General features: G+C 71.1%; 19 protein-coding genes and 2 pseudogenes. 12 read left to right on the top strand and 9 right to left on the bottom strand.

What is annotated here, in order from left to right; all coding sequences use genetic code 11:
- Positions 1-25: 25 nt before the first annotated feature.
- On the bottom strand, positions 26-790 hold the full coding sequence (locus tag WQO_RS10280; protein ID WP_029182705.1) for a hypothetical protein: 765 nt from the start codon (positions 788-790) through the stop codon (positions 26-28).
- A 96-nt stretch (positions 791-886) separates the two neighbouring features.
- Entirely contained in the window at positions 887-1,375 is a 489-nt protein-coding gene (locus WQO_RS10275) for a GNAT family N-acetyltransferase (RefSeq protein WP_010064213.1), read from the bottom strand.
- A gap of 200 nt (positions 1,376-1,575) precedes the next feature.
- Between WQO_RS10275 and WQO_RS10270 the strand changes: the two are divergent.
- Together WQO_RS10270 and rph are read left to right on the top strand one after the other, a co-directional pair.
- Positions 1,576-2,555: pseudogene (locus WQO_RS10270) on the top strand (dioxygenase family protein).
- A 182-nt stretch (positions 2,556-2,737) separates the two neighbouring features.
- Positions 2,738-5,440, top strand: coding sequence for a rifamycin-inactivating phosphotransferase (rph, locus tag WQO_RS10265; RefSeq protein WP_010064215.1), 2,703 nt, complete (start codon positions 2,738-2,740; stop codon positions 5,438-5,440).
- 100 nt (positions 5,441-5,540) lie between these two features.
- Here rph and WQO_RS10260 read toward each other — a convergent pair whose 3' ends face one another.
- On the bottom strand, positions 5,541-6,230 hold the full coding sequence (locus WQO_RS10260) for a nucleotidyltransferase domain-containing protein (RefSeq protein WP_050992371.1): 690 nt from the start codon (positions 6,228-6,230) through the stop codon (positions 5,541-5,543).
- 140 nt (positions 6,231-6,370) lie between these two features.
- On the opposite strand from WQO_RS10260, the gene WQO_RS10255 reads away from it, so the two are divergent.
- Positions 6,371-6,643, top strand: a complete 273-nt coding sequence (locus tag WQO_RS10255; protein WP_010064217.1) for a hypothetical protein — start codon at positions 6,371-6,373, stop codon at positions 6,641-6,643.
- A gap of 236 nt (positions 6,644-6,879) precedes the next feature.
- A complete protein-coding gene (locus tag WQO_RS10250) occupies positions 6,880-7,848 on the top strand; it encodes a glutaminase (protein ID WP_058953937.1) in 969 nt (322 codons plus the stop codon).
- A gap of 20 nt (positions 7,849-7,868) precedes the next feature.
- Here WQO_RS10250 and WQO_RS10245 read toward each other — a convergent pair whose 3' ends face one another.
- On the bottom strand, positions 7,869-8,762 hold the full coding sequence (locus WQO_RS10245) for an NADP-dependent oxidoreductase (RefSeq protein ID WP_029182707.1): 894 nt from the start codon (positions 8,760-8,762) through the stop codon (positions 7,869-7,871).
- Positions 8,763-8,831: 69 nt separating this feature from the next.
- On the opposite strand from WQO_RS10245, the gene WQO_RS10240 reads away from it, so the two are divergent.
- Positions 8,832-9,410 (top strand): TetR/AcrR family transcriptional regulator, encoded by a 579-nt coding sequence (locus tag WQO_RS10240; RefSeq protein ID WP_010064221.1) that lies wholly within the window; start codon positions 8,832-8,834, stop codon positions 9,408-9,410.
- A gap of 28 nt (positions 9,411-9,438) precedes the next feature.
- Here the strand turns inward: WQO_RS10240 and WQO_RS10235 are convergent, their stop codons facing one another.
- Positions 9,439-10,938: an MFS transporter gene (locus WQO_RS10235; protein WP_418082098.1), complete on the bottom strand. Its 1,500-nt coding sequence runs from the start codon at positions 10,936-10,938 to the stop codon at positions 9,439-9,441.
- Between the two features lie 101 nt (positions 10,939-11,039).
- On the opposite strand from WQO_RS10235, the gene WQO_RS10230 reads away from it, so the two are divergent.
- Positions 11,040-11,930, top strand: coding sequence for an MmyB family transcriptional regulator (locus WQO_RS10230; RefSeq protein WP_010064223.1), 891 nt, complete (start codon positions 11,040-11,042; stop codon positions 11,928-11,930).
- 19 nt (positions 11,931-11,949) lie between these two features.
- On the opposite strand, the gene WQO_RS10225 is transcribed toward WQO_RS10230, so the two are convergent.
- Positions 11,950-12,375, bottom strand: coding sequence for a VOC family protein (locus WQO_RS10225; protein WP_010064224.1), 426 nt, complete (start codon positions 12,373-12,375; stop codon positions 11,950-11,952).
- A 201-nt stretch (positions 12,376-12,576) separates the two neighbouring features.
- Here WQO_RS10225 and dusB point away from each other — a divergent pair, with 201 nt between their 5' ends.
- From dusB to WQO_RS34895, 5 genes and pseudogenes are all read left to right on the top strand, one after another.
- The gene (dusB, locus tag WQO_RS10220) at positions 12,577-13,725 is read left to right on the top strand and encodes a tRNA dihydrouridine synthase DusB (protein ID WP_010064225.1); all 1,149 of its coding nucleotides are present in this window, start codon (positions 12,577-12,579) and stop codon (positions 13,723-13,725) included.
- Between the two features lie 234 nt (positions 13,726-13,959).
- Positions 13,960-14,397, top strand: a complete 438-nt coding sequence (locus WQO_RS10215; RefSeq protein WP_010064226.1) for an HAD-IA family hydrolase — start codon at positions 13,960-13,962, stop codon at positions 14,395-14,397.
- Positions 14,398-14,762: 365 nt separating this feature from the next.
- The gene (gene ppdK / locus WQO_RS10210; RefSeq protein WP_010064227.1) at positions 14,763-17,474 is read left to right on the top strand and encodes a pyruvate, phosphate dikinase; all 2,712 of its coding nucleotides are present in this window, start codon (positions 14,763-14,765) and stop codon (positions 17,472-17,474) included.
- Positions 17,475-18,187: 713 nt separating this feature from the next.
- Positions 18,188-19,225, top strand: a complete 1,038-nt coding sequence (locus tag WQO_RS10205) for an ArsR/SmtB family transcription factor (RefSeq protein WP_029182708.1) — start codon at positions 18,188-18,190, stop codon at positions 19,223-19,225.
- A 40-nt stretch (positions 19,226-19,265) separates the two neighbouring features.
- Positions 19,266-20,116: pseudogene (locus WQO_RS34895) on the top strand (IS5 family transposase).
- On the opposite strand, the gene WQO_RS10190 reads toward WQO_RS34895, so the two are convergent.
- Positions 20,113-21,069, bottom strand: coding sequence for an IS481 family transposase (locus WQO_RS10190; protein WP_058953910.1), 957 nt, complete (start codon positions 21,067-21,069; stop codon positions 20,113-20,115). The pseudogene WQO_RS34895 and the gene WQO_RS10190 overlap by 4 nt on opposite strands.
- A 213-nt stretch (positions 21,070-21,282) precedes the next feature.
- A protein-coding gene (locus tag WQO_RS37455) for an IS630 family transposase (RefSeq protein WP_470433552.1) occupies positions 21,283-22,349 on the bottom strand; the annotation gives its coding sequence in 2 pieces (ribosomal slippage) (positions 21,283-21,903 and positions 21,906-22,349; 1,065 coding nt in all).
- A gap of 128 nt (positions 22,350-22,477) precedes the next feature.
- Between WQO_RS37455 and WQO_RS10175 the strand changes: the two genes are divergently transcribed.
- Positions 22,478-22,882 carry a VOC family protein gene (locus tag WQO_RS10175; RefSeq protein WP_029182720.1) on the top strand — a complete coding sequence of 135 codons (405 nt, stop codon included), beginning with the start codon at positions 22,478-22,480 and terminating at the stop codon, positions 22,880-22,882.
- A 66-nt stretch (positions 22,883-22,948) separates the two neighbouring features.
- Here the strand turns inward: WQO_RS10175 and WQO_RS10170 are convergent, their stop codons facing one another.
- On the bottom strand, positions 22,949-24,115 hold the full coding sequence (locus WQO_RS10170; protein ID WP_010064327.1) for an alkaline phosphatase PhoX: 1,167 nt from the start codon (positions 24,113-24,115) through the stop codon (positions 22,949-22,951).
- Positions 24,116-24,205: the final 90 nt, after the last annotated feature.

The following is a 24,205-nucleotide window of genomic DNA, read 5'->3' as shown; positions in this document are numbered from 1 at the left end:
CACCCGCCCGTCGGCACGACGGGCCTCACTTCACCACGACGGTGTCCCCGGACGACTTCGACGCCCCCGTGGTGGTGTTGCCGTAGTACACCCAGCGCCACGTACCCGTCTTGGACGCCTTCACGGTCGTCTTGAGGTTGCCCGAGCCGTTCGCGTACACCTTCTTCACCGTCGTGTAGGAGGCGGAGCCGGAAGGCTTGAACTGCAGGCTGACGTGGCGGCCCCCGTACGCGGCGTACTTCCTGGTCTCCCAGTTGGCCCGCGTGACCTTGCCGGTCACCGTGATGGTCTTCCCCTTGGCCACCGGTTCCGGCGAGGCGTTGACGGTCAGGCGGGAGTTGCGCTGGACGTACACCGCCATGCCCTTGTCGTCGGTGTCACCGCTGCCGTCCTTGAAGCGCACCTGGGCCCCGACCCGCCAGGCCCCGGCCTCGCTGTTCCGCATGTCCCACACGCTCGGGTCGAAGTACATCGTCTCCGTGATGTCGCAGGCGCCCACGCGGTTGGGGCAGTCGTTCGTCTCGATCGAGTGCCACAACTGCTCCTCCCCTTTGTTGCGGTGGAGGAAGATCAACCCCGGCGCCTTCCACTGCTTCGTGGTCGTCATCCGGAAGGACGCGGGCACCGCGACCTCCTTCGTCGTCCCGATCACGATCGGCTTGCCGCCGTTCACCTGGATACGGCTGAACGAGGCCCCGCCCTCGGCCGCCCCGGCCGGTGCCGCCGCCATGGCCGTGAACACCGTCGCCGCACCACCGGCCACGACGGCTCTCCAGACCTGCTTCCCCACCTGATCCCCGATTCTCCGTACGGAAGGGCGCCGGAGGCTCGTCCCTCCAGCGTTTACCAGACACCCGGCACCCCTCCAAGGTTGTGCACCCGTGCATCACGATGAGGGGAAGCGGAACTCCATCAGGAGTTCCCCGGGTCCGCTCGTGACCTGCCGGAATCCCGCCTTCTCCCACGCGCGTACAGCCCGTACGTTCTCGCGTACGGGATCGACGGTCACGCGCCGCCAGCCCAGCTCGCCGCCCAGGTGCGCCAGGAGTGCCCGCGTGGCGTCCGGCCCCAACCCCCGTCCCTGAGCGTCCGGTTGAAGCACCAGGTCGATGCCGCCCTCGGCCTCGTCGGCGTACCAGAACTGGGCGTAGCCCACCGGGGTGCCCTCGGCCAGCACCAGGTAGGACTGCACGCGCGGCCGACGCCGTCCGACGTACTTCGCCGCCACCTCGGTACGTGACAGGGGTACGCCGCCCCAGTACGCGACGAAGTCCGGGGAGGCGAACCACCCGGCCAGCAGGTCCAGGTCAGCCTCTGTGGTCGGGACGAGGCGGGTCAGCGTTCCGTGGAGCGTCGTACTTCCGTCGGGCGTCATTCTTGCGTCGCGCACGATGCGGACTCCGATCCCGGGGCGGTCCCGTCGCGTCCGGCGGTCACCCTTCTCAGCAGGCTCATAGCCCAGGCCGAGGCCGGTCACGGGTTCAGCGGCCATGGTGGACGGCAGGGACGGCGTACCCCGTCGTGCCGGCACCGCTGACGGAAGGCACCCACGCGATGAGCAAGCCGAAACCCCGCATGACGCCCGAAGGTCCCGCCTACCAGGGGCGTCTGCTGCCGCACCCGGAGGAAGAGGTCGTCGACCAGGGCCTGGGCTTCGACCTGGGCACGCTGCACTCGCGCAGGAGAATCCTGGGACTCCTCGGCGGGGTCGGCGGCATGGCGGCTCTGGCGGCGTGCGGCTCGGACTCCACGTCCGCGAACCGTGCCTCCGCCTCTTCCTCGGCCTCTTCCTCCGCGTCGGCGGCCTCCTCGCTGACGGAGATCCCCGACGAGACCAACGGCCCCTACCCGGCCGACGGAACGAACGGAGTCAACGTCCTGGACAAGGACGGCATCGTCCGCCAGGACATCCGGTCGAGCTTCGGGGACTCCAGCACAACGGCCCAGGGAATCCCCTTCACCTTCGAACTCACCGTGCTGGACATCGTCGGCGGCGGCGAGCCGATGGCGGGTGCGGCCGTCTACGCCTGGCAGTGCGACCGGGACGGCAAGTACTCCCTGTACTCCGAAGGGGTCGAGAGCGAGAACTATCTGCGCGGCGTCCAAGTGGCGGACAGCCAGGGCCGGGTGACGTTCGTCAGTGTCTTCCCCGCCTGCTACCCGGGGCGTTGGCCCCACGTGCACTTCGAGGTCTACCCCGACCTCGACTCCGTCACCGACTACGACAAACGGCTGTCGACCTCGCAACTGGCGGTCCCCAAGAAGGCCTGCGACACCGTCTTCGCGACGGCCGGTTACGAGTCCTCCGTCGCGAACCTCGCCCAGCTCACCCTCAAGACCGACAACGTCTTCGGGGACGACGGCGGTGTCCACCAGCTCGCCGCCACCAACGGAACCCGGAAGCCGGCTACACCGCGACCCTGACCGTGCCCATCGACACCAGCACGGAACCCACCGGGGGCGACGCCCCGGGCGGGGGAGGACCGGAAGGCGGGAGCGGCGAAGGCCCGGGGGGACAGCCGCCCAGCGGGGCACCGGCCGGCGGTCAGCAGTAGCCGCCGGAGGGCGCTGAGGCCCGCACACGACACAAGCGCGCGTACGCAGCACAAAGGCGAGGAGAAACCTCTCCTCGCCATGCTCAACTTATAGCGCACAGGGGGTCTTGCCGCAAGGCCCGGGGAGGGGCGCAGAATGTCCGCCTATGCCACAGCCTGCGGAAGAAACCTGGAAGGACGACGTGCGCGACACGAGGTTCGACGAAGGATGCGAGACCGTGCTGGGTCTCGGCGAGGTCGGCGAGGATCAGGCCGGGCTCGTCGGCGGGAAGGGGGCCCAACTCGGTGAGCTCTCGCGGCTCGACGGTGTCCGGGTGCCGGACGGCTTCTGCGTGACGACGGACGCCTTCCGGCGGGTCGTGGAGCGGGCTCCCGAGGTCGACGCGCTGCTCGACCGGCTGGCGGGCGCCGACCCGGACGACCGGCAGGCGGTCCGGGCCCTGAGCGCGGAGGTCCGGCGGGCCGTCGAAGAGGCGGGGATCCCCGACGGCCTCGCGGCCGAGATCACCGGGGCGGTCGCCCGGCTCGGTGAGGGAGCCGCGTACGCCGTGCGGTCCAGCGCCACGGCGGAGGACCTGCCGACGGCCTCGTTCGCCGGGCAGCAGGACACGTACCTGAACGTCGTGGGGCCTGCGGAGGTCCTCCGGCACGTCCGCCGGTGCTGGGCTTCGCTGTTCACCGAGCGGGCGGTGATCTACCGGCGGCGCAACGGCATCGACGACCGTACGGTCCGGATGGCCGTGGTCGTCCAGCGCATGGTCCTCCCGGACGCGTCCGGGGTCCTGTTCACCGCCGACCCCGTCACGGGCCACCGGCGGACCGCCACCGTGGACGCCGGGTTCGGGCTCGGCGAGGCGCTGGTCTCCGGGCTGGTGAACCCCGACGTCTTCACCGTCCGGGACGACGCGGTCGTCGCCAAGGCGATCGCCGTCAAACAACGCGCCCTTCACGCTCTGCCGGGTGGCGGTACGCGGGAGGTGACGGTCGAACCGTGGCAGCAGGAGCGACCGGCACTGACCGACGCGCAGGTCGTGGAGCTCGTACGGCTCGGGCGGCGGATCGAGGACCGCTTCGGGTGTCCGCAGGACATCGAGTGGTGCCTGACCGACGACGGTTTCCGGATCGTGCAGAGCCGGCCGATCACGACGCTGTTACCCCTACCCGTCCCCGACCCCGTACCGGAGGCCGTGGAGCGCCCGACCCCGAGCGTCTACGTCTCCGTCGGCCACCAGCAGATGATGACCGACGCCATGAAGCCGCTGGGCTGGTCCATGTGGCAGCGCACCGCCATGGTGCCGATGCACGAGGCCGGCGGGCGGCTCTTCGTGGACGTCAGCCCGCGGCTCGCCTCGCCCGCGTCCCGCGCCGCCCTCCTGGACGTCATGGGGAAGGGCGATCCGCTGGTCCGGGATGCCATGGAAACAGTTCTGGAGCGGGACGAGTTCGAGCTGCCGGTTCCGGACCCGGGTGACGCGGGCGAAACGGACCACGCAGGCGACGCGGGGCAAGCGGGCCCCGCCAACCCTCGGGCGGGCGGCGCCTCCGAAGCGTCGGTGACCGAGGCCGATCCCGCCATCGTCGCGGAGCTGGTCGAGCGCAGCGAGACGTCCCTCGCCGCCCTGGAACGCGACATCCGGACGAAGAGCGGTCCGGAGCTGTTCGACTTCCTGGCGGAGGCCTTCGAGGAGCACAAGCGCGTGCTCAGCGACCCGCTGAGCATCCGGGCGATCATGGCGGGGATGGAGGCCACCTGGTGGCTCAACGAGAAGCTGGGGGAGTGGCTGGGCGAGAAGAACGCGGCTGACGCGCTCACGCTCTCCGCCCCCGGCAACATCACGTCCGAGATGGGCCTCGACCTGCTCGACGTGGCCGACGCGATCCGCCCGCACCCTGAGGTGGTGGCGTTCCTGACCGACGTCCAGGACGACGCCCACGGCGACGGCTTCCTGGACGGGCTCGTGAAACTGCCCGGCGGCAGCGCGGCACGCGAGGCGATCGAGACGTACCTGCGCCGCTACGGCATGCGCTGCGTCGCCGAGATCGACATCACGCGCCCCCGGTGGAGCGAGCGCCCCGCCACTCTGGTCCCGCTGATCCTCGACAACATCCGGAACTTCCGGCCCGGCGCGGCAGAACGCCGCTTCGAGCAGGGCCGGTTGCGGGCCCTCCGGACCGAGCAGGACGTGCTGTCCCGGCTGCGGGACCTGCCGGACGGGGAGCGGAAGGCCGACGCGACCCAGCGGATGATCGACCAGGTACGGGCCTTCGCCGGATACCGGGAGTACCCGAAGTACGGCATCGTCTGCCGCTACTTCCTGTACAAGCAGGCCTTGTTGGAGGAGGCCGGGAGGCTCGTGCGGGATGGCGTGCTCGACGAGCGGGAGGACGTCTTCCACCTCACCTTCCAGGAGTTCGAGGACGCCGTCCGTTCGCGCCGGGCCGATCCCCGGCTCATCGCGCGGCGCAAGGAAGCGTTCCGGTCGTACGAGGCGCTCACCCCGCCCCGGGTGCTGACCTCGGACGGCGAGGCCGTCAACGGCGCGTACCGGCGTGACGACGTGCCGGAGGGAGCACTGGCCGGTCTCGCGGTCTCCACCGGGAGTGTCGAGGGGCGGGCGCGCGTCATTCTCGACCTTGCCGACGCCGAGCTGGCAGAGGGCGACATCCTGGTCACGCGGTTCACCGACCCCAGCTGGTCCCCGCTGTTCCTCGGCGTCGCGGGGCTGGTGACGGAGGTGGGCGGCCTGATGACCCACGGCGCGGTGATCGCCCGCGAGTACGGACTGCCCGCCGTCGTCGGCGTGGACCAGGCCACCCGGCTGATCCGGGACGGACAGCGCATCCGCGTGCACGGAACGGACGGGTACGTCGAGATCCTGAGCTGACGGGGAGGGGAGGGGCGCTGAGGGGAGGGGAGGGGAGGGGAGGGGAGGGGAGGGGAGCGGTCGGCGGGAGTGGATGGCGCGTGGACCGCAGACCCGCCGGCTACAGGCCCGCCGACCAGGGGTGTCCCGGGTGGACGCGGTCCAACAACTGTGCCAGGGAGGTGCGTTGTTCCGGGTTCAGGTACGGGACCGTCGCGTCGAAGTCCGCCTGATCCTTCGGCCGGGCGTGCTTGGCCTTGAACAGCAGGACCAGTTCGGGCGCCAGGTACGGGATGCCGTCCCGGGTGTGGTGGACGATCTCGTCGTAGGGACGCCGGATGCTCCCGTCGCGGCGGCAGATCCAGGTGTCGCCGTCGTGCGGCTCGCGGAACACGTCCAGCAGGTAGTCGCCGGTGGCGGGATCGCGGAGCCACGTCTGGTGCACGGCGGCCAGCACGTTCGGCGCGGCGTTCTCCCAGATCCGGCCGCTGCCCGCCGCGTCGAAGACGTAGCCGGGGAAGCGGCGGCGCACCTCGGGGAACCGCCCGGCCGGGACCGCGATCTCGATGTCCCCGTGCGCCCGGGTCTGCCGGCCGCGGAACAGGTCCAGCGCCCAGCCCGCGGCCACGTACCACGGGGCCCGGACCCCGGCCAGCCGCCGCGCCACCTCGTCCGGAGTCCAGGAGGACGCCCACCGGGAGTCAAGAGCCTCGATCTCGCCCGGCGACAGTTCCGTGCCGCCGTCGGGTAGGCGCTCATCGGCGGGAAGAGGCCGTCCCGTTTCGCCGCCCGGCGGTCGTCGCTCACTCATCGCTGCAAGCTACCAGCGCCCGCGTCGGACCTGCTCCCGCGAGCAAACAGGCGTGTGGACAAGGGACTTGGGGGCACCCGAACGTCAGGCCGGTCACTTCGCGACCGGATCCCGGAGCGACCGACCCGAAGGAGCGAGAGATGACCACGCAGTACAGCAATCAGCCGACCGGACAGCAGCACTACGGCGCGCCCAAGGCCGGTGCCTCCGGCAACGTCTTCAGCATCATCGCGATCGTCCTGGGTGTGATCGGGTTCATCTTCCTGCCGATCGTCTTCGCGCTGGGCGGGCTCATCATGGCCATCATCGCCAAGACCGTACGGCACGAGAGGCTCGCCACCATCGCCATCGTGGTCAGCGCCGTCGGACTGGTCGGCGGCATGGTCCTGGGCGCGATCTTCGCGAGCATGTAAGCCCGGGGACCGGACGTTCACGGGCGCGCCCCTGAGGTGAGCCGCGCGGGGCGCGGGGCGTGGAATCGGCGGCGCGAGCCGTACGGGGCGCCGGGTGTGGAGTCAGGGGGACGCGGGAGCGCGGGCGAGGCACGCGGGACATTTGGGCTGCTTCCGGTGGGCGGGCAGAGTGTGGGCGCTCTCCCCGGCCCCGCTCCGGCCGCCGGGCCCCGCTCCGCTCCCCGTCAGGAATCGCCGTGTCCCACGCCTCCGCCGCCGTCCCGGCGAGCAGTGCCGCCCCGTCTGTCGGTGCGCACCGCTTCAGCGCCGTCATCAGCCGCATAGCCGAGGAGATGGCCGCCCGCGACGACCACGGCACCCCCGCCGACTACATACCGATGCTCGCGGGCGTCGATCCCCACCGCTTCGGCATGGCCGTCGCGGAGCCGGACGGGACCGTGTACGGGGTCGGGGACTGGCGGCAGCCGTTCTCGACGCAGTCCATCTCCAAGGTCTTCGCCCTGGCCCTGGCGCTCTCCCTGGACGGCGAGCGGATATGGCGGGGGGTGGGCCGCGAGCCTTCGGGCAACCCCTTCAACTCCCTGGTGCAGCTGGAGTACGAGAACGGCATCCCCCGCAACCCGTTCATCAACGCTGGCGCTCTGGTGGTGACCGACCGGCTGCAGGCGCTGACCGGGGACGCCGCCGGGCAGGTGCGGGAGCTGCTGCGTACGGAGAGCGGCAACGCCGCCATCGACTTCGTCCCGGACGTCGCCGCCTCCGAGGCGGCCCACGGCGACCGCAACGCCGCGCTGGCCCACTTCATGGCCTCCTACGGCAACGTCACGCTCCCGGTGCCCGAACTGCTCGCCGCCTACTTCCGCCAGTGCTCGATCGAGGCGTCCTGCGCGGATCTGGCCCTCTCCGCGGGGTTCCTCGCCCGGCACGGGGTCCGGGCCGACGGGTCCGCACTGCTGACCCGCAGCCAGGCGAAGCAGGTCAACGCGGTCATGCTCACCTGCGGGACGTACGACGCGGCGGGGGAGTTCGCCTACCGGGTGGGGCTGCCGGGCAAGAGCGGCGTCGGGGGCGGGATCATCGCCATCGTGCCCGGGGAGTGCACGCTGTGCGTGTGGAGCCCGGGGCTCGACCGGCGCGGCAACTCGGTGGCGGGCGTGGCGGCGCTCGACCGGTTCACCACGCTCACGGGTCTGTCCGTCTTCTGACGCGCCGGCCTCCGGCTGTATCAGATGACGATGACGCGGCGGCCCCGGGTGTGGCCCGCCCGGCTGTCGGCGTGCGCGGCCGCGGCCTCCGTCAGCGCGTAGGACTTCTCGACCGGGATGTGCAGCCTGCCGCGCGAGATGAGCGCGGCGGCCTCGGCCAGCGCGTCCGGCACGCTGCCCGCCACGCCGGAGAAGCGGACGCCGGACTCCGGCGCGTCCAGGTCCGCGATGGTGACCACCTTCTGGGGGTCTCCGGTCAGTTCGACGAGCTCGCGGATCACGCCGGAGCCCGCCAGATCGAGCGCCGCGTCGACCCGGCCGAGGCCGCGCACCCGCTCGGCCCAGCCCTCGCCGTACGTCGTGGCGAGCGCGCCCAGGCCGCGCAGGTAGTCCTGGTTGGCGACGCCGGCCGTGCCGATGACCTTGATGCCCCGCTCGCGCGCGATCTGCAGGACCGCTGAACCGACGCCGCCGGACGCGCCGCTGACCAGCAGGGTCTGGCCGGGCCGTACGCCGACCTCGCGGATGACGCGCAGCGCGGTCTCCACCACCGACGGATACCCCGCCGCCTCCTCGAACGTCAGGCCCTCCGGCATCCGGGCCCAGGCCCCCAGCACGGCGAACTCGGCGTACGTACTGGCCCCTTCGCCGAACACGGGGTCTCCGATCTCCACTCCGCCGACGCCCTCGCCGATCTCGTCCACCACTCCGGCGGCGTCGAGCCCCACCCCTGACGGCAGTTCGGTCGGATGCGCCCCGAGGACCTGGCCTTCGCGGATGCGCCAGTCGACCGGGTTCACCCCCGCGGCGCGTACGGAGATGCGTATCTCGCCGGGGCCCGCGTGGGGCTCCTCGGCATCGATGAGGCGGAGGACGTCGGGGCCGCCGAACTCGGCGAAGCTCACTTTCTTCATGCGCCGACCGTAACACTAACCGTTAGGGTTTTGGATCTGTTGTTGTTTTGTTCTTGGTAGTGTCAGCGCATGATCGAGCCGTCCGGGCGCCGCGAGCGCAAGAAGGCCGCGACCCGCCAGAAGATCGCCGACACCGCTCTGCGCCTCTTCCTGGAACGCGGCTACGACGACGTGGGCATCCGGGACGTGGCCGCCGAGGCCGATGTGGCCGTCACCACGCTCTTCTCGCACTTCCCCGCGAAGGAGGCGCTGGTCTTCGAGCGCGACCAGGGGTTCGAGCACGGCCTCGTACGGGCGGTCGCCGACCGGGCGCCGGGGGAGCAGCTGATCCCGGCGCTGCGCCAGGAGATCCACGCGCTGGTGCGCCACTGCACGGCACCCGAGGCCGCCCCGGTCCGGAGCCTGATCATGTCCTCACCGGCGCTACGGGAGTACGAACAGTCGATGCGGCTGCGCCACGCGGACGCGCTGGCCGCCGCGATCGCCGCCGGCCTCGGCGTACCGGAGACGTCGACGGCATGCCGGACCGTCGCGAGGTTCGTGATCGACGCCTACGCGCTGGCCTGCGAGGCGGCCGAGCCGGGGGACGCGGTGGACGAGGTCTTCCGGATGATCGAGGCGGCCTGGGACGCCTCGCGCCTCGCCTGAGCCGGACACAGCCCATGGCGCGGCCCGCTCACCCCACCGTGCGCGGCAACCGCAGGCTCAGCCCCACCGTCAGCGCCACCGCCGCCAACTGCGCCAGCAAGGTCACGACCAGCGCGTCCCGCATGCCGAGGGCCGGCACCAGCGCCAGGAACAGGGTGCCCAGCGTGGCCACCCCGAGGGCCAGTGCCGCCTGCTGGGTCGTCGTCATCACGCCGCCGCCCACCCCGGCCTTCTCCGGCGGTACGTCGGAGAGCACGATCCGGAACAGCACGGGGAGCTGGAGACCCTGGCCGAGGCCCGCGATCGCCACCCCCGGGAGCAGGCCCCAGATGCCGAGGCCCTGCCAGGCGCAGTGCGCCGTCAGCGCCAGGCCCACCACGCCCACCGCCTGGATCAGGCCGCCCGCCGTGACGACCCGGGTGCCGTACCGGCGTACCAGGCGGGGGCCCGCCAGGGAGGCGCCGAAGAAGGCCAGGGCCATCGGGGCCAGCGAGAGTCCGGCCGCCGCCGGGCCCAGCCGCAGGCCCTGCTGGAGCGCCACCGCGATCACGAACATGAAGCCGCCGAAGCCGATCGAGAACGGCACCACCAGCGCCAGGCCCCGCCGGAGCGAGTCCAGCCGCAGCAGGCTCGGCGGGACCAGGGGCACCCGGCCCAGCCGGTCGGCCCGGCGCTCCACCCGGTAGAAGGCGTACGCGGAGAACGGGAACAGGGCCAGCGAGAGCCAGGTCCACAGCGGCCAGCCCGCCGCCCGGCCCTCCGTCAGCGGGGCGAGGAGGGTGATCAGGGAGAGGGCGAGCAGCAGCGTTCCGGGTACGTCGACCGGGGCCGGGCGGTCCGAGCGGGTCTCCGGCACCGCGCGGGCGGCCAGGATCAGACCCACCACGACCACTGGGACGTTCACCAGGAACACCGACCGCCAGCCCGCGCTCTCACCGAACACCGAGGCCATCGGGGCGGCGGCGACCAGCACCCCGCCCAGGATCTGGCCGGCGACCATCGACAGCCCGGCCGTCGCCCCGTACAGGCTCATCGCCCGGGCCCGGCGGGGTCCCCGCGTCGCCGCCTGGATCGTGGCCAGCACCTGGGGCAGCATCAGCGCGGCGGCCGCGCCCTGCGCCACCCGGGCGCCGACCAGCGTCCAGGCGTCCGGGGCGAGCCCGCAGGCCAGCGACGTGATCCCGAAGGCGGCCATGCCGATGAGGAACAGCCGCCTGCGGCCCACCATGTCGCCGAGCCGACCGCCGAGGACCAGCAGTACGGCGTAGGCGAGACCGTAGCCCGCGACGACGAGTTCGAGCATGGCCGGGCCCGCGTCCAGATCGCGGTCGATCGTGGGCAGCGCGACGTTCACGATGAAGAAGTCGATGAGCGGCAGTGCCGCGCCCAGCAGCACGGTGAAGAGGCCGAGCGTGCCCAGCACGGGCGTGGGGTGGTCGTGGTGGCGGACGGGTTCCTGGCCGGCGGGGGTCGCCCGGGCCGGTCCGGAAGCCGCACGAGGAGAGGTGTGTACGGATGATTCACTCACGCCGTCGACTCTCCCGCCGATCCCAGCCTGGTACCAGAGTCTTCTTATCCTGGTACCAGGAGTACCTGGCAACAGGCGGCGAGACCCCGCACGCTGGAGGCATGACGACCATGGCAGCCGACCCCCTGCTCGCACCGGACAGCACGGAGTCCCCGTCCGACATCCGGCGGCACGAGCTGGCCGCCTTCCTGCGCAGCCGCCGCGAGCGCATCACCCCCGAGCAGGTGGGCCTCGTCCGGGGCCGGCGGCGCCGCACCCCGGGGCTGCGCCGGGAAGAGGTCGCCCAGCTCTCGGCGGTCGGGGTCACCTGGTACACCTGGCTCGAACAGGCCCGGGACATCCAGGTCTCCGCCCAGGTGCTGGACGCCCTCGCCCGCGCCCTCCTGCTCGACCCGAGCGAGCGCGCCCATCTCTTCGCCCTCGCCGCGGCCCCGGACCCGGCACCCGGCACGGAGTGCCCCACCGTCACCCCGGCGCTGCGGACCATGCTGGAGCAGCTGGACCCCATTCCGGCCTGCGTCCAGAACAGCCGGTACGACGTTCTCGCCTACAACCGCACCTACGCCCGGCTGCTCTGCGACCTGGACGCGGTGGCGCCCGAGGACCGCAACTGCCTGCTCCTGGCCTTCACCCATGACGACTGGCGTGCCTCGATCGTCGACCTGCCCGAGGTCACCCGCATGATGGCCGCCAAGTTCCGTGCTTCGATGGCGGGCCATCTCGCCGAGCCGGCCTGGAAGGCGCTGCTGCACCGGCTGGAGACGCGATCACCGGAGTTCCGCGAGGTGTGGGGCCGCCACGAGGTGGTCGACCAGCGCGGCCGCACCAAGTACATCCGCAACGCGCAGGTGGGACTGCTCCACGTCGAGCACACCAACCTCTGGCTCGGCCCGTCCAGCGGGCCGCGCCTGGTGAGCTATCCGCCGGTGGACGAGGAGACCCGGAGCCGGCTGGAACGGCTGCACCGCATCGCGGTGGACGGCGACCGGTGACGCCGTCGGGAGGTTTCGGTCAGCCGAGCCGCTGGGCCAGGGCGACGATGATTCCCGAAGGGCCGCGGAGGTCGCAGAGGCGGTAGGCGTCCTCGTACTGCACGATCTCACCGAGGAGTTCGGCGCCGTGGCCGCGCAGCCGGGCGACCGTGTCGTCCAGGTCGTCGACCGCGAACATCACCCGGTGCAGGCCCAGGGTGTTGGGCGCCGGGGCGTCCGCCCCGCCGCCGACCGCCGCCGGGGCGAGGAACTTGGTCAGCTCCAGCCTGCTGTGGCCGTCCGGGGTGCGCATCATCGCGATGGCGCTGCGCACCCCGTCGAGGCCGGTCATCCGGTCCGGCACGGCTCCCTCGACCTGCGCTTCACCCTCCAGCTCCAGGCCGAGCTCGATGAAGAAGGCGGTGGCGGCCGCCAGGTCGTCGACGACGACGGCCACGTTGTCCATGCGAAGAACGGTCACGGGGGACTCCTTCTCGGTCGTGCAGTCGGTCCGCTGCTGCGGCTTCTGCTTCCGTTTCTGCTTCTGCTTCTGGGACGGAGCCGCCGCTCGATTCTCGACGTCCGGCGCACAGGCGGCAGCCGCACGATGACGGCATCGCGAACATAGCCCGGTCCGCCACCCTCCGGCGTACGCGACAATGGAGCAATGACCACGCTCGCCCCCGCCCTCCCGCAGCTCCGTATCGGCCCGCACACCGTGCAGCCGCCGGTCGTGCTGGCCCCGATGGCCGGTATCACCAACGCCCCGTTCCGGACGCTGTGCCGGGAGTTCTCCGGCGGCAAGGGGCTGTTCGTCAGCGAGATGATCACCACGCGGGCGCTGGTCGAGCGCAACGAGAAGACCATGCAGCTCATCCACTTCGACGCGACCGAGACCCCGCGTTCGATCCAGCTGTACGGAGTGGACCCGGTCACCGTCGGCAAGGCCGTCCGCATGATCGTGGAAGAGAACCTCGCCGACCACATCGACCTGAACTTCGGCTGCCCCGTCCCCAAGGTCACCCGCAAGGGCGGCGGCTCCGCGCTTCCGTACAAGCGGCCCCTGCTGCGGGCCATCCTCCGGGAAGCCATCTCGGGCGCCGGGGACCTCCCCGTCACCATCAAGATGCGCAAGGGCATCGACGACGACCACCTCACGTTCCTCGACGCCGGGCGCATCGCCGTCGAGGAGGGGGTGACCGCTGTCGCCCTGCACGGGCGCACCACCGCCCAGCACTACGGCGGCACCGCCGACTGGGACGCCATCGCCCAGCTCAAGGAGCACGTCCCCGAGATCCCCGTCCTCGGCAACGGCGACATCTGGTGCGCCGACGACGCCCTGAGGATGATGCGCGAGACCGGGTGCGACGGGGTCGTCGTCGGGCGCGGCTGCCTCGGGCGGCCCTGGCTCTTCGCCGATCTGGTCAACGCCATGGAGGGGCGCGGCGAACGGCACGCGCCCACCCTGCGCGAGGTCGCGGACGTCATGGTGCGCCACGCGACGCTGCTGGGGGAGTGGATCGGCGACGAGGCGCGCGGCGTCATCGACTTCCGCAAGCACGTGGCCTGGTATCTCAAGGGCTTCGCGGTCGGCTCCGAGATGCGCAAGAAGCTCGCCGTCACCTCCTCGCTGGAGGAGCTGGGCGGCCAGCTGCACGAGCTGGACCTCGACCAGCCCTGGCCGGACGGCGCCGACGGGCCCCGCGGGCGGACCTCCGGCAACAACCGGGTCGTCCTCCCGGACGGCTGGCTCAAGGACCCGTACGACTGCGCCGGCGTCAGCGCGGACGCCGAGCTGGACACCTCCGGCGGCTGAGCCCGTACGCTGCGGGACTCCTGCGGCCGGGCCCGCCGGCGTACTCTCCGAGGCTGAGCCCGCACGCCGCCCGACTCCTCCTGCGGCCGGCCCTGCTTCCGCGCGCCTCCGGGGCTGAGCCCGTACCCGCCCCTGCGGCCGGTTCCGCTCGCGGTACGCGCCCCGAGCCCGGCGGCCGAGTGCGTACGCGCCCCCGGTCGGCCCGTCGCCGACCCCGCCGCTCATCTGATCGCGGTGACCGGCGGGACGGCGGCCGCACTGCCCGGCATCGCCGCCGAGCTCACCGGCTCCTTCCACCGCAAGGCCGACGCGGGCGCCCCGCTGTGCCCCGGTGCCGTTCGCCCTCGTCAGCGCCTCCCCCACAAGCGAAAGGGCGCGGCTCCCTTCGCCTTCACCCTCTCGGCCGACGACACCGTACGGACCAAGCCGCACCCCGATCCGTACAGGGCGGCGGCGACCCGGTTCGGGGTCCCCGCCTCGGCCTGTGTGGCCGTCGAGGACTCCCCGGACGGCACCGCGTCCGCGCACGCCGCAGGGTGTGCCGTGCTGGTGGTGCCCTCGCTGCTGCCGGTCGATCCCGCGCGGGGGAGGACCTTCGCCCGTAGCCTGGAAGAGGTGGATCTCGGGATGTTCAGCGACTGCCTGAGGCGTCCCGAGGCGTCCGGATCCTGAAATCCGGGGTCCGAATCGGGCGTGATTCACGCCACCCTTGATCGGGGTTGCGCTCAGATGAGCGAAAAGTGGCTGGCTGCACTTCTGGAAGACGTGGCACTCAGTGCCACCCTCTTGCCTTCGAGAAGTGGACTCACTTGCTCCGCACTCCGCTCAGGTGAGCGGATATGGTCAAGTTTCGGCCATGCCGCCTTCAGGAGGTGAAGGCAAGGATTCCTGCGCCTCGGCCGGGCGACCCTTTCGATCTGCTGGCGGACGGGTGGTTGCGGCCGCATGACGACCAAGTGGACGTACCCATACACCTTCGATCTGGGTATGTTCCTCGCCGTCAGGGCAGCCACCGCGTCCTCGAGGAGTCGAGACCCGTGTCGGAAAACAAAGATCCCCAGAAGTTCGTCTACGACTTCACCGAGGGCAACAAGGATCTGAAGGATCTTCTGGGCGGCAAGGGCGCCAACCTCGCCGAGATGACCAACCTCGGGTTGCCCGTCCCTCCGGGCTTCACGATCACCACCGAGGCCTGCAAGGTCTACCTGGAGAGCGGCGACGCGCCGACCGCGCTGCGCGACGAGGTGAGTGCGCACCTCAAGGCGCTGGAAGAGCGCATGGGCAAGCAGCTCGGCCAGGCCGACGACCCGCTGCTGGTCTCCGTCCGTTCCGGCGCCAAGTTCTCCATGCCGGGCATGATGGACACGGTCCTGAACATCGGTCTCTCCGACGCCTCGGTGGCCGGTCTCGCCACCCAGTCCGGTGACGAGCGCTTCGCCTGGGACTCCTACCGCCGCCTCATCCAGATGTTCGGCAAGACCGTCCTCGGGGTCGACGGCGAGCTCTTCGAGGAGGCCCTGGAGGCCGCCAAGCACGCGAAGAAGGTCACGGTCGACACCGACCTCGCCGCAGCCGACCTGAAGAAGCTGGTCAAGCAGTTCAAGAAGATCGTCGAGTCCGAGGCCGGACGCGAGTTCCCGCAGGACGCGCGCGAGCAGATGGACCTCGCCATAAACGCGGTCTTCGACTCGTGGAACACCGACCGGGCCAAGCTCTACCGCCGTCAGGAGCGCATCCCCGGCGACCTCGGCACGGCCGTCAACGTCTGCTCGATGGTCTTCGGCAACCTGGGCCCCGACTCCGGTACGGGCGTCGCCTTCACCCGCGACCCGGCCAGCGGCCACCAGGGCGTCTACGGCGACTACCTCCAGAACGCGCAGGGCGAGGACGTCGTCGCCGGTATCCGCAACACGGTGCCGCTCGCCGACCTGGAGTCGATCGACAAGAAGTCGTACGACCAGCTCATGCAGATCATGGAGACCCTGGAGAACCACTACAAGGATCTCTGCGACATCGAGTTCACCATCGAGCGCGGCCAGCTCTGGATGCTCCAGACCCGGGTCGGCAAGCGCACCGCCGGCGCCGCCTTCCGCATCGCCACCCAGCTCGTGGACCAGGGCCTGATCGACGAGGCCGAGGCCCTCCAGCGGGTCAACGGCGCGCAGCTCGCCCAGCTGATGTTCCCCCGCTTCGACATCGAGGCGAAGACCGAGCTGCTCGGCCGGGGCATCGCCGCCTCGCCCGGCGCCGCCGTCGGCAAGGCCGTCTTCGACTCCTACACCGCGATCAAGTGGTCCCGCTCCGGCGAGAAGGTCATCCTGATCCGCCGCGAGACCAACCCCGACGACCTCGAAGGCATGATCGCCGCCGAGGGCATCCTCACCTCGCGCGGCGGCAAGACCTCGCACGCGGCGGTCGTGGCGCGCGGCATGGGCAAGACCTGTGTCTGCGGCGCCGAGGACCTGGAGGTCGACACCAAGCGCCGCCGGATGACGGTCGGCGGCATCGTGATCGAGGAGGGCGACCTCGTCTCGATCGACGGCTCCACCGGCAAGGTCTACCGGGGCGAGGTCCCCGTCGTGCCGTCCCCGGTCGTCGAGTACTTCGAGGGCCGCATGCACGCGGGCGCCGACGACGCCGACGAGCTGGTCGCCGCCGTGCACCGGATCATGGCCTACGCGGACCGGGTACGCCGGCTGCGTGTACGGGCCAACGCCGACAACGCCGAGGACGCCCTGCGGGCCCGCCGCTTCGGCGCCCAGGGCATCGGCCTGTGCCGCACCGAGCACATGTTCCTCGGCGAGCGCCGCGAGATGGTCGAGAAGCTGATCCTCGCGGACACCGACGAGGAGCGTGAGACCGCTCTCGCCGCTCTTCTGCCGCTCCAGAAGGCCGACTTCATCGAGCTGTTCGAGTCGATGGACGGACTGCCCGTCACCGTCCGCCTCCTGGACCCGCCGCTCCACGAGTTCCTGCCCGACATCACCGAGCTGTCGGTGCGCGTCGCGCTCGCGGAGTCCCGCAAGGACGCCAACGAGAACGACCTGCGCCTCCTCCAGGCCGTGCACAAGCTGCACGAGCAGAACCCGATGCTGGGCCTGCGCGGCGTGCGCCTCGGCCTGGTCATCCCCGGCCTGTTCGCCATGCAGGTCCGGGCCATCGCCGAGGCCGCCGCCCACCGCAAGAACGCCAAGGGCGACCCGCGCGCCGAGGTCATGATTCCGCTCGTGGGTACGGTCCAGGAGCTGGAGATCGTCCGCGAGGAGGCCGACCGGGTCATCGAGGAGGTCCAGGCCGCCACCGGCACCGACCTCAAGCTGACCATCGGCACCATGATCGAGCTGCCGCGCGCCGCGCTGACGGCGGGCCAGATCGCCGAGGCCGCGCAGTTCTTCTCCTTCGGCACGAACGACCTGACCCAGACGGTGTGGGGCTTCTCCCGCGACGACGTGGAGGCCTCGTTCTTCACCGCGTACCTGGAGAAGGGCATCTTCGGGGTCTCGCCGTTCGAGACGATCGACAAGGACGGTGTCGGCTCGCTGGTCCGCAGCGCCGTCGAGGCCGGCCGGGCCACCCGCCCGGACCTCAAGCTCGGCGTCTGCGGTGAGCACGGCGGAGACCCGGAGTCGGTGCACTTCTTCCACGAGGTGGGCCTGGACTACGTCTCCTGCTCGCCGTTCCGCATCCCCGTAGCCCGCCTGGAGGCGGGCCGGGCCGCAGCCGAGTCCCGGGGCAGCGACAGCCGCTGACCCGGACTCACGGTCCGGGGTGCACGAACACCCCGGACCTCAGGGGCAGGGCTGCACGAACAGCCCTGCCCACCGACCAAGGCCGCCGAGCGGCCTGCCCCTCCGGGACCGCCCCGGAAGCCGAGCCCGGCCCTCACCGGGCGCACCGGCCCGGCGGCGGCCCCGGAGCACCGAGAAGCGGCGGCACCCTGTGCGGGGGTGCCGCCGCTTCGCTTTGCGCCGACCGGAAGTGACCGGCGGTAAGGGGGCCGGCGGCGTCGGAGGTGACCGGCGGTACGGGAGGGGTGTGCGCGGAAATGACCGGCGGTACGGAGAAGTCGTCAGGAGCGCGCACCGAATGCAGCGTGAAGAATGTGGCGCAGAGCACATTGCTTCGTTTAATGCGCAAAGAAATTCGGGTGACGCTTGGAGGATCGGACCGGGGTGCGGTCCATGGATCCCCACCCATGGACCGCACCCGGCTTACCCCCGTCGGGTACGGAGCCGCACCGTCGCCCACCGCCGCCGAACACACAAAGCCCCCCACGGCCTTCACGTGCTCATCCGGTGGGCACCGGATGCGTACCCGACGTCGTACAGCCTCATCGGTGAAGCGGAACGGGGCGAGGCCTTTCACTTCTGGCCGAAACCCCGTGGTGACCTCCTGTGACGGTCCGCATACCCTTCGGTGGGGGCAATTGCGGATGCAACAGAATGCAACAGGTGGGGGAGTAGTGCTGCGGATCCATGTGTCCAGGCTGGACCTTTCGCGGGTGCGGATGGCCACGAGACCGGACGCCTTGTGGGAAACCATTCTGAGTTTCCACCGGCTCAGGGACCGGCGTGCTTCGACGGTGTTCGGAAAATGGCGTACGGAATCCCGGGCGCGGTTGAATGGTGAAGCGCAGCTGCTGGCGGCGGTCGTTCCGCCCCGCGGCTATTTCCCGGATTTCCTGACGCCCTCCCAAGAGGCCGCCGAACCCTTCGGGCTCGACGCCGGCATCGAGGCCCTGCGCGACACCCCCGCCGACCGGGTCCACACCGAGCTGGAGCTGCTGGCCGCCGGCCGGACCCGGCAGCGGGCAGACCGGTCGGTCGGTCAGCGGGCCGCCGGGGCGGGGCGGGCCGTAGCGGCGCTGCCCGCCGCGCTCATGGAGGGCCACGCCGAACCGCTCACCCGGCTCATCAGCGCGCTCCGCAGCTACCACCAGGCGGCCGTCGAGCCCTACTGGCCGCACATCCGGGCCAGCGTCGAGGCGGACCGGGCCGTGCGCGGCCGGGCCCTGCTGGACGGCGGCACGGACGAGCTGCTGGCCACCCTGCCGCCGTCGATCCGATGGCGCTCCCCCGTGCTGGAGGCCGACTACCCCTTCGACCGCGATCTGTATCTCGACGGGCGCGGGCTGCTGCTCCAGCCGTCCTTCTTCTGCCGGGGCGCGCCCGTCGTCTACCGGAACCCCTCCCTCCCGCCGGTCCTCGTCTACCCGGTGGCCAACCCCGGCGCCCCCGTCTTCGCCGAGCCGGGCCCCTGGCTCGGCCGGCTCGTCGGACACACCCGCTCGGCCGTCCTCTCCTCCATAGGGACGGGCTGCACCACCAGCGAACTCGCCCGCAGGGCCGGGGTGTCGCTGGCGTCCGCGAGCCAGCACGCCTCCGTGCTGCGCGAGGCGGGCCTCGTCCTGACGCTGCGCCACGGCAGCTCGGTCCTCCACACGCTGACGCCGCTCGGCGGCTCCCTGCTGCGCGGCGGAGCTCCGCTCACCCTCCACTAGGGCGTGTCCGCAATGTCGTTTGGTCGTTGGGCCGTTCGTGGTGCGTCGTCATGAAGTGACTGATCAAGCGTGGGAAGTGGTCGGGCCGTTGCTGGCTCCGCCTCGGATGGGTCGTCCGGTGCGGGACCGGCGGCAGGTCCTCAACGGGATCCTGTGGAAGCTGTCCACGGGGGCGGCCTGGCGGGATCTGCCGGATCGGTACGGGCCGTGGAAGACAGTCTACGAACGGTTCCGTCGCTGGTCGGCGGACGGGACGTGGGACCGGCTCCTGGCTCATGTCCAGCAGCACTCGGATGCGGTCGGGAAGGTCGACTGGTCGATCGTCTGCGTCGACTCGACGATCGTGCGGGCCCACCAGCACGCGGCCGGGGCCCGAAAAGGGGGCCCTGCACCGGCGAGGCACTGGGCCGGTCCCGCGGCGGGCTGAGCACGAAGATCCACCTCGCCTGCGACGGGCAGGGCCGACCGCTCGCCTTCACGATCACAGGCGGAAACGTCAACGACTGCACGCAGTTCGAGCCGGTCATGGCCCGCATCGCCATCAAGCGGGACGGGCCCGGCCGGCCCCGCACCCGGCCCGACCGGGTAGCCGGCGACAAGGGCTACTCCTCCCGAAAGATCCGGGCCTACCTGCGCAGACGCGGCATCGCCTGCACCATCCCCGAACGCACCGACCAGATCAGCGGCCGCCGACGACGCGGCGAGACCCCCTGCCGCCTCGACCGCACCGCCTACCGACGCCGCAACGTCGTCGAACGCTGCTTCAACAAGCTCAAGCAGAACAAAGCCCTCGCCACCCGCTACGACAAACGCGCCCGCCACTACCAAGCTCTCGTCACCATCGCCTGCCTACGACTCTGGCTCCCCGCGGACATTGCGGACACCCCCTAGGTGTGCTGTTCGGAGAGGTTGGTGCCGCGGCTGGCGGGTGTTTGGCCGCCGATGCCGGTGTGGGGTCGGTGGTAGTTGTACCAGTGCAGCCAGTGGGTGAACGCTTCCCTGCGTTCGTGGTCTGAGGTGTAGGGCTTCTGGTAGGCCCATTCGTCGAGCAGGGTGCGGTGGAAGCGTTCGACCTTGCCGTTGGTCTGGGGTCGCCAGGGCCTGGTCCAGCGGGGGCTGATGTCCAGGTCGCGGCAGGTGTTTCGCCAGGTGTTCTTGCTGTAGGCCCAGGCGTTGTCGGTCAGGACCCGTTCGATCCGGATGCCCAGGGACGCGAAGTGGGCCGTGGCCCGGACGAGGAAGCCTGCGCAGGTCGGGGCGGTCTCGTCGGGCAGGTCCTCGGTATAGGCGATGCGGGTGTGGTCGTCGAGGGCGGTGTGCAGGTAGGCCCAGCCGGCGCCGTTGGTCCGGCTGCGGTGGCCGTCGGCCCGGCCGAGAGTCCTGTGGCCGCCGCCGTCGGGGATCCGGCCGAGCTTCTTGACGTCGATGTGGACCAGTTCGCCGGGTCGGGCGCGTTCGTAGCGGCGGACGGGCTCGCCGGTGGCCCGGTCCAGGGCGGCCAGTGGCGGCAGGCCGTGCCGGACCAGGATGCGGTGGGCGGTCGAGGCGGCGATGTTGCATCGGGCGGCCAGTCGTAGCGGCCCGATCCGGTGCTCGCGTCGCAGCCGGAGTACCTGTTCCTCGACGGTGACCGTGGTCCTGCGGGGCTGGTGGTGCGGGCGGCTGGAGCGGTCGCTCATTCCGGTGACGCCGAGCTGCCGGTAGCGGCTCGCCCAGCGGGCGGCGGTGGTGTGGCTGACCTGGAAACGCTCGGCCGCCCGCCGTACGGGCCATCCGTCCTCGACGACGCAGCGGGCCAGGCGGAGTCTCCCGGTCTCGGTCAGCGGGGCATTACGGTGGACCACGAGGGCCTCCTGATCTCGGTGGAGATGTCGCAATCCACACCGAACCCGGAGGCCCTCACCCATATCAAGAACCCAGCACGCGTGTCACCAACGTCCCGGGACTACACACCTAGGGCCTCGCCCGAGGTCCCGGAAAACTTCTCCGCCGACGGCGATGAGTTCTGCGCGGCCCCGCCGTCTACTGAGGTTGAACTCGTGATGTCGCTGGGTTGCTCAGGTGGGTCTGATGGTCAGGCCGGTCTCGGCGAGGCAGCCGTCTATGAGGTGGCTGCGGTATTGGATGTGGCGTAGGCCGTGTCGGATGCGCTGGACGAGGTGTTCGGGGGTGGAGAAGGCGACGTTGGAGAGCCAGCCGCGTCGTAAGAGGGACCAGATCCCTTCGACGGGGTTGAGGTCGGGTGCGTAGGGCGGCAGGTAGTAGATCGTCAGCCAGTCCCGGGAGGCGGCGAACTCCCGCAGCCCGGCGGCTTTGTGGACGTTCAGGTTGTCCCAGATGAGCACGATCGGCCCGCCGAGCTGCTGGTGGGCGGCGATCAGCAGGTCCCGGTAGTCGCGCCAGGAGAAGCTCTTGCGACTGTCGCGTCGGTCGTCGTCCCGGCGTGGCCGGTAGATCAGCCGGGACCGGTGGCCGGGCTTGTAGCAGGTCAGCGCGGCGATGGAGATGCGTCTGCGGGAACGGCCGCGGACACGCACCACCGGGGTCCGGCCGCGCTGGGCCCAGGTCCTGGCCTGCGGCGGCGTCATGGAGAAACCGGCTTCGTCCTCGAAGACGAGCCAGGCTCCACGGGCCGCCGCGAGTCTTCCGCGCACGGCCACACCTCCTTGACCCACCCGGCCACCGCCTCGTCGTCCCGCTCGATGGCGCGTCGGGCCGGGACCTGACAGGACCAGCCGTTGCGCACCAGGAGCTTGCGCACGCCCTGGATCGTGTAGGTCAGGTGGAAGCGTCGGCCGATCACCGTCTTCACACGGCTCAGGGTCCAGCGCTGGTCTTCCCAGCCATGCGCGGCCGGTCCCTTGGCCAGCTCCGCCTCCAACTGGGCGAACTGCTTCTCGCTCAGCCTCGGCAGCGATGCCGGGCCCTGTGACCGCAGAGCCCGCGGCCCGCCCTCGTCCCACATCCGCCGCCACCGCTGCACCGAGCGGACGCTGACCCGCAGGTCCCTGGCGATCACCGAGCTCGCCTCGCCCTGGGCGAACCTCTCGGCAGCCTTCAGTCGTAACTCCTCGCGGAACTGCTGCCGCTCGGCGGTCAGCCCGCCCCCTTGTGGATACCGCATGCCCCGGTGATACCGCACCGGCGAGGAGCCGTCAGCCCCTACGACACCACAAGTTCAACCTCAGTAACCATCGAAAGCGCCGGAGGGAACACCGCAGGCGCCACGGGACAGAGGAAGAGGAAACGACCATGGCTCAGATGATCTTCGTGAACCTGCCGGTGAGGAACCTGGAGACGACGGTGGGATTCTTCGGGAAGCTCGGCTTCACGACCAACCCGGCGTTCAGCGACGACAAGACCGCGTGTCTGGTGATCAGTGACACGATCTTCGCCATGCTGATGACGGAGCCGCGCTTCAAGGACTTCACCAAGAAGGACATCGTCGACGCCTCGAAGGCGACCGAGGTCATCCTCGCGCTCAGCGCCGACAGCCGCGAGAAGGTCGACGAGATCGTCGACGCCGCGCTGGCCTCCGGCGGGTTCCCGGCGGGCGAGACGCAGGACATGGGCTTCATGTACGGCCGCTCGTTCCAGGACCCCGACCACCACATCTGGGAGGTCATGTGGATGGACGAGGCCGCCGCCCAGGGCTGAGCCGCCCGAAGAGCAAGGGCGTGCGCCGGGGGCACGGGGGAGCCCCGGCGCACGCGGGCGTCCGCGTCAGCCGCGGAACGGCCCCTTCACCTCGTACGTGATGCCGCCGGAGGAGCTGCCGCTCGTCCCCCGCTGCGAGGAGAAGTAGAGGCGGCTGCCGTCCGGCGAGAACGCGGGACCGGTGATCTCGGAACCGGACTGGCCGGTGATCCGCAGGAACGGGGCCACCGTGTCGTCCGGCGTGATCAGGCAGATCTCCATGTTCCCGCCGTCCTCCGCGACGTAGAGGTCGCCGGACCCGGACCGGGTGACGTTGTCCACCCCGGTCAGCGGGGCGGAGCCGCCCGTCACCAGCGAGTCGTCGTAGGCGAGCGAGATCGACGAGGTGGCCGCGTCGTACGCCCACACCCGGTTGTCGCCCTTGGTGGTGAACCAGCAGGTGCCCGCCGCGTAGAAGCAGCCCTCGCCGCCGTTGAAGACCTTCGCCCCGGACACCTGGTGCCGCGTCTGCGTGGAGGAGGCGGCCGGATCCGGTACGTTCGCCCAGCTCACCGGCCCCGAGGTGCCCGTACCCGCGACCAGCACCTGCAACGTGCCGCTCGACAGATTCCCCCAGGTCGTGGGCCGGAAGCGGTAGAAACGGCCGTCGCTCTCGTCCTCGGTGAGATAGACGTAGCCATGGTCCGGGTCGGCCGCCGCCGCCTCGTGCTTGAAGCGGCCCATCGCCGGGCGCCGCACCGCCGCGTTCACGCCCCACGGGTCGGTCTCGTAGACGTACCCCCGGGTGACCTCCTCGCAGGAGAGCCAGGTCTTCCACGGGGTGGCACCGCCCGCGCAGTTGTTGTTGGTGTCGCCCAGGATCCGGTACGCGGAGGTCACCGTCCCCGAGGCGTTGAACCGCACCGCGCTCGCCCCGCCCCCGCTGCTCGGGGACACCTCGGCGTTGGAGACGTAGATCCAGCCCGAGCCGTCGGCGTAGGTCGCGCCGCCGTCGGGCGCGCTGTGCCAGCGGTAGGAGGTGCCGGGCACGGTCTGCCCGGAGCGGGCGATCACGCGGCTGGTGAAGCCGCTCGGCAGCTGGATCCCGTCCCCGTTGGCCGCCTGGAGCGCGCCGTACGGGCCGGGGGCCGGCTGGGCCGGGTCGGCGAAGGCGGCGCCCCGCCACAGGGTGCCGCCGAAGGCCGCCGCCGAGCTGCCGATCACCGCGGTGCGCAAGAAGTTCCGACGTTCCACGATCACTCCACGCATGAGTGTGGGCGGCCCCGCCGCTCCGGACGGACCGGCGGGTCGCGCGTCAGGACTGTAGGAGTGTGGAGTTGACGG

This window comes from Streptomyces globisporus C-1027 (genome assembly GCF_000261345.2).
Lineage (GTDB): Bacteria > Actinomycetota > Actinomycetes > Streptomycetales > Streptomycetaceae > Streptomyces > Streptomyces pakalii.
The sequence above is the reverse complement of the archived record's forward strand: the minus strand, read 5'-3'. Positions and strand labels throughout refer to the sequence as shown.

Bases quoted from the DNA above. Each gene is read 5' to 3' on its own strand.
- WQO_RS10225 (WP_010064224.1), bottom strand. From the start codon at position 12,375: ATGGACAACGTGGCCGTCGTCGTCGACGACCTGGCGGCCGCCACCGCC.
- WQO_RS10240 (WP_010064221.1), top strand. From the start codon at position 8,832: ATGATCGAGCCGTCCGGGCGCCGCGAGCGCAAGAAGGCCGCGACCCGC.
- WQO_RS10230 (WP_010064223.1), top strand. From the start codon at position 11,040: ATGACGACCATGGCAGCCGACCCCCTGCTCGCACCGGACAGCACGGAG.
- dusB (WP_010064225.1), top strand. From the start codon at position 12,577: ATGACCACGCTCGCCCCCGCCCTCCCGCAGCTCCGTATCGGCCCGCAC.
- WQO_RS10275 (WP_010064213.1), bottom strand. From the start codon at position 1,375: ATGACGCCCGACGGAAGTACGACGCTCCACGGAACGCTGACCCGCCTC.
- WQO_RS10260 (WP_050992371.1), bottom strand. From the start codon at position 6,230: ATGAGTGAGCGACGACCGCCGGGCGGCGAAACGGGACGGCCTCTTCCC.
- WQO_RS10255 (WP_010064217.1), top strand. From the start codon at position 6,371: ATGACCACGCAGTACAGCAATCAGCCGACCGGACAGCAGCACTACGGC.
- WQO_RS10245 (WP_029182707.1), bottom strand. From the start codon at position 8,762: ATGAAGAAAGTGAGCTTCGCCGAGTTCGGCGGCCCCGACGTCCTCCGC.
- WQO_RS10175 (WP_029182720.1), top strand. From the start codon at position 22,478: ATGGCTCAGATGATCTTCGTGAACCTGCCGGTGAGGAACCTGGAGACG.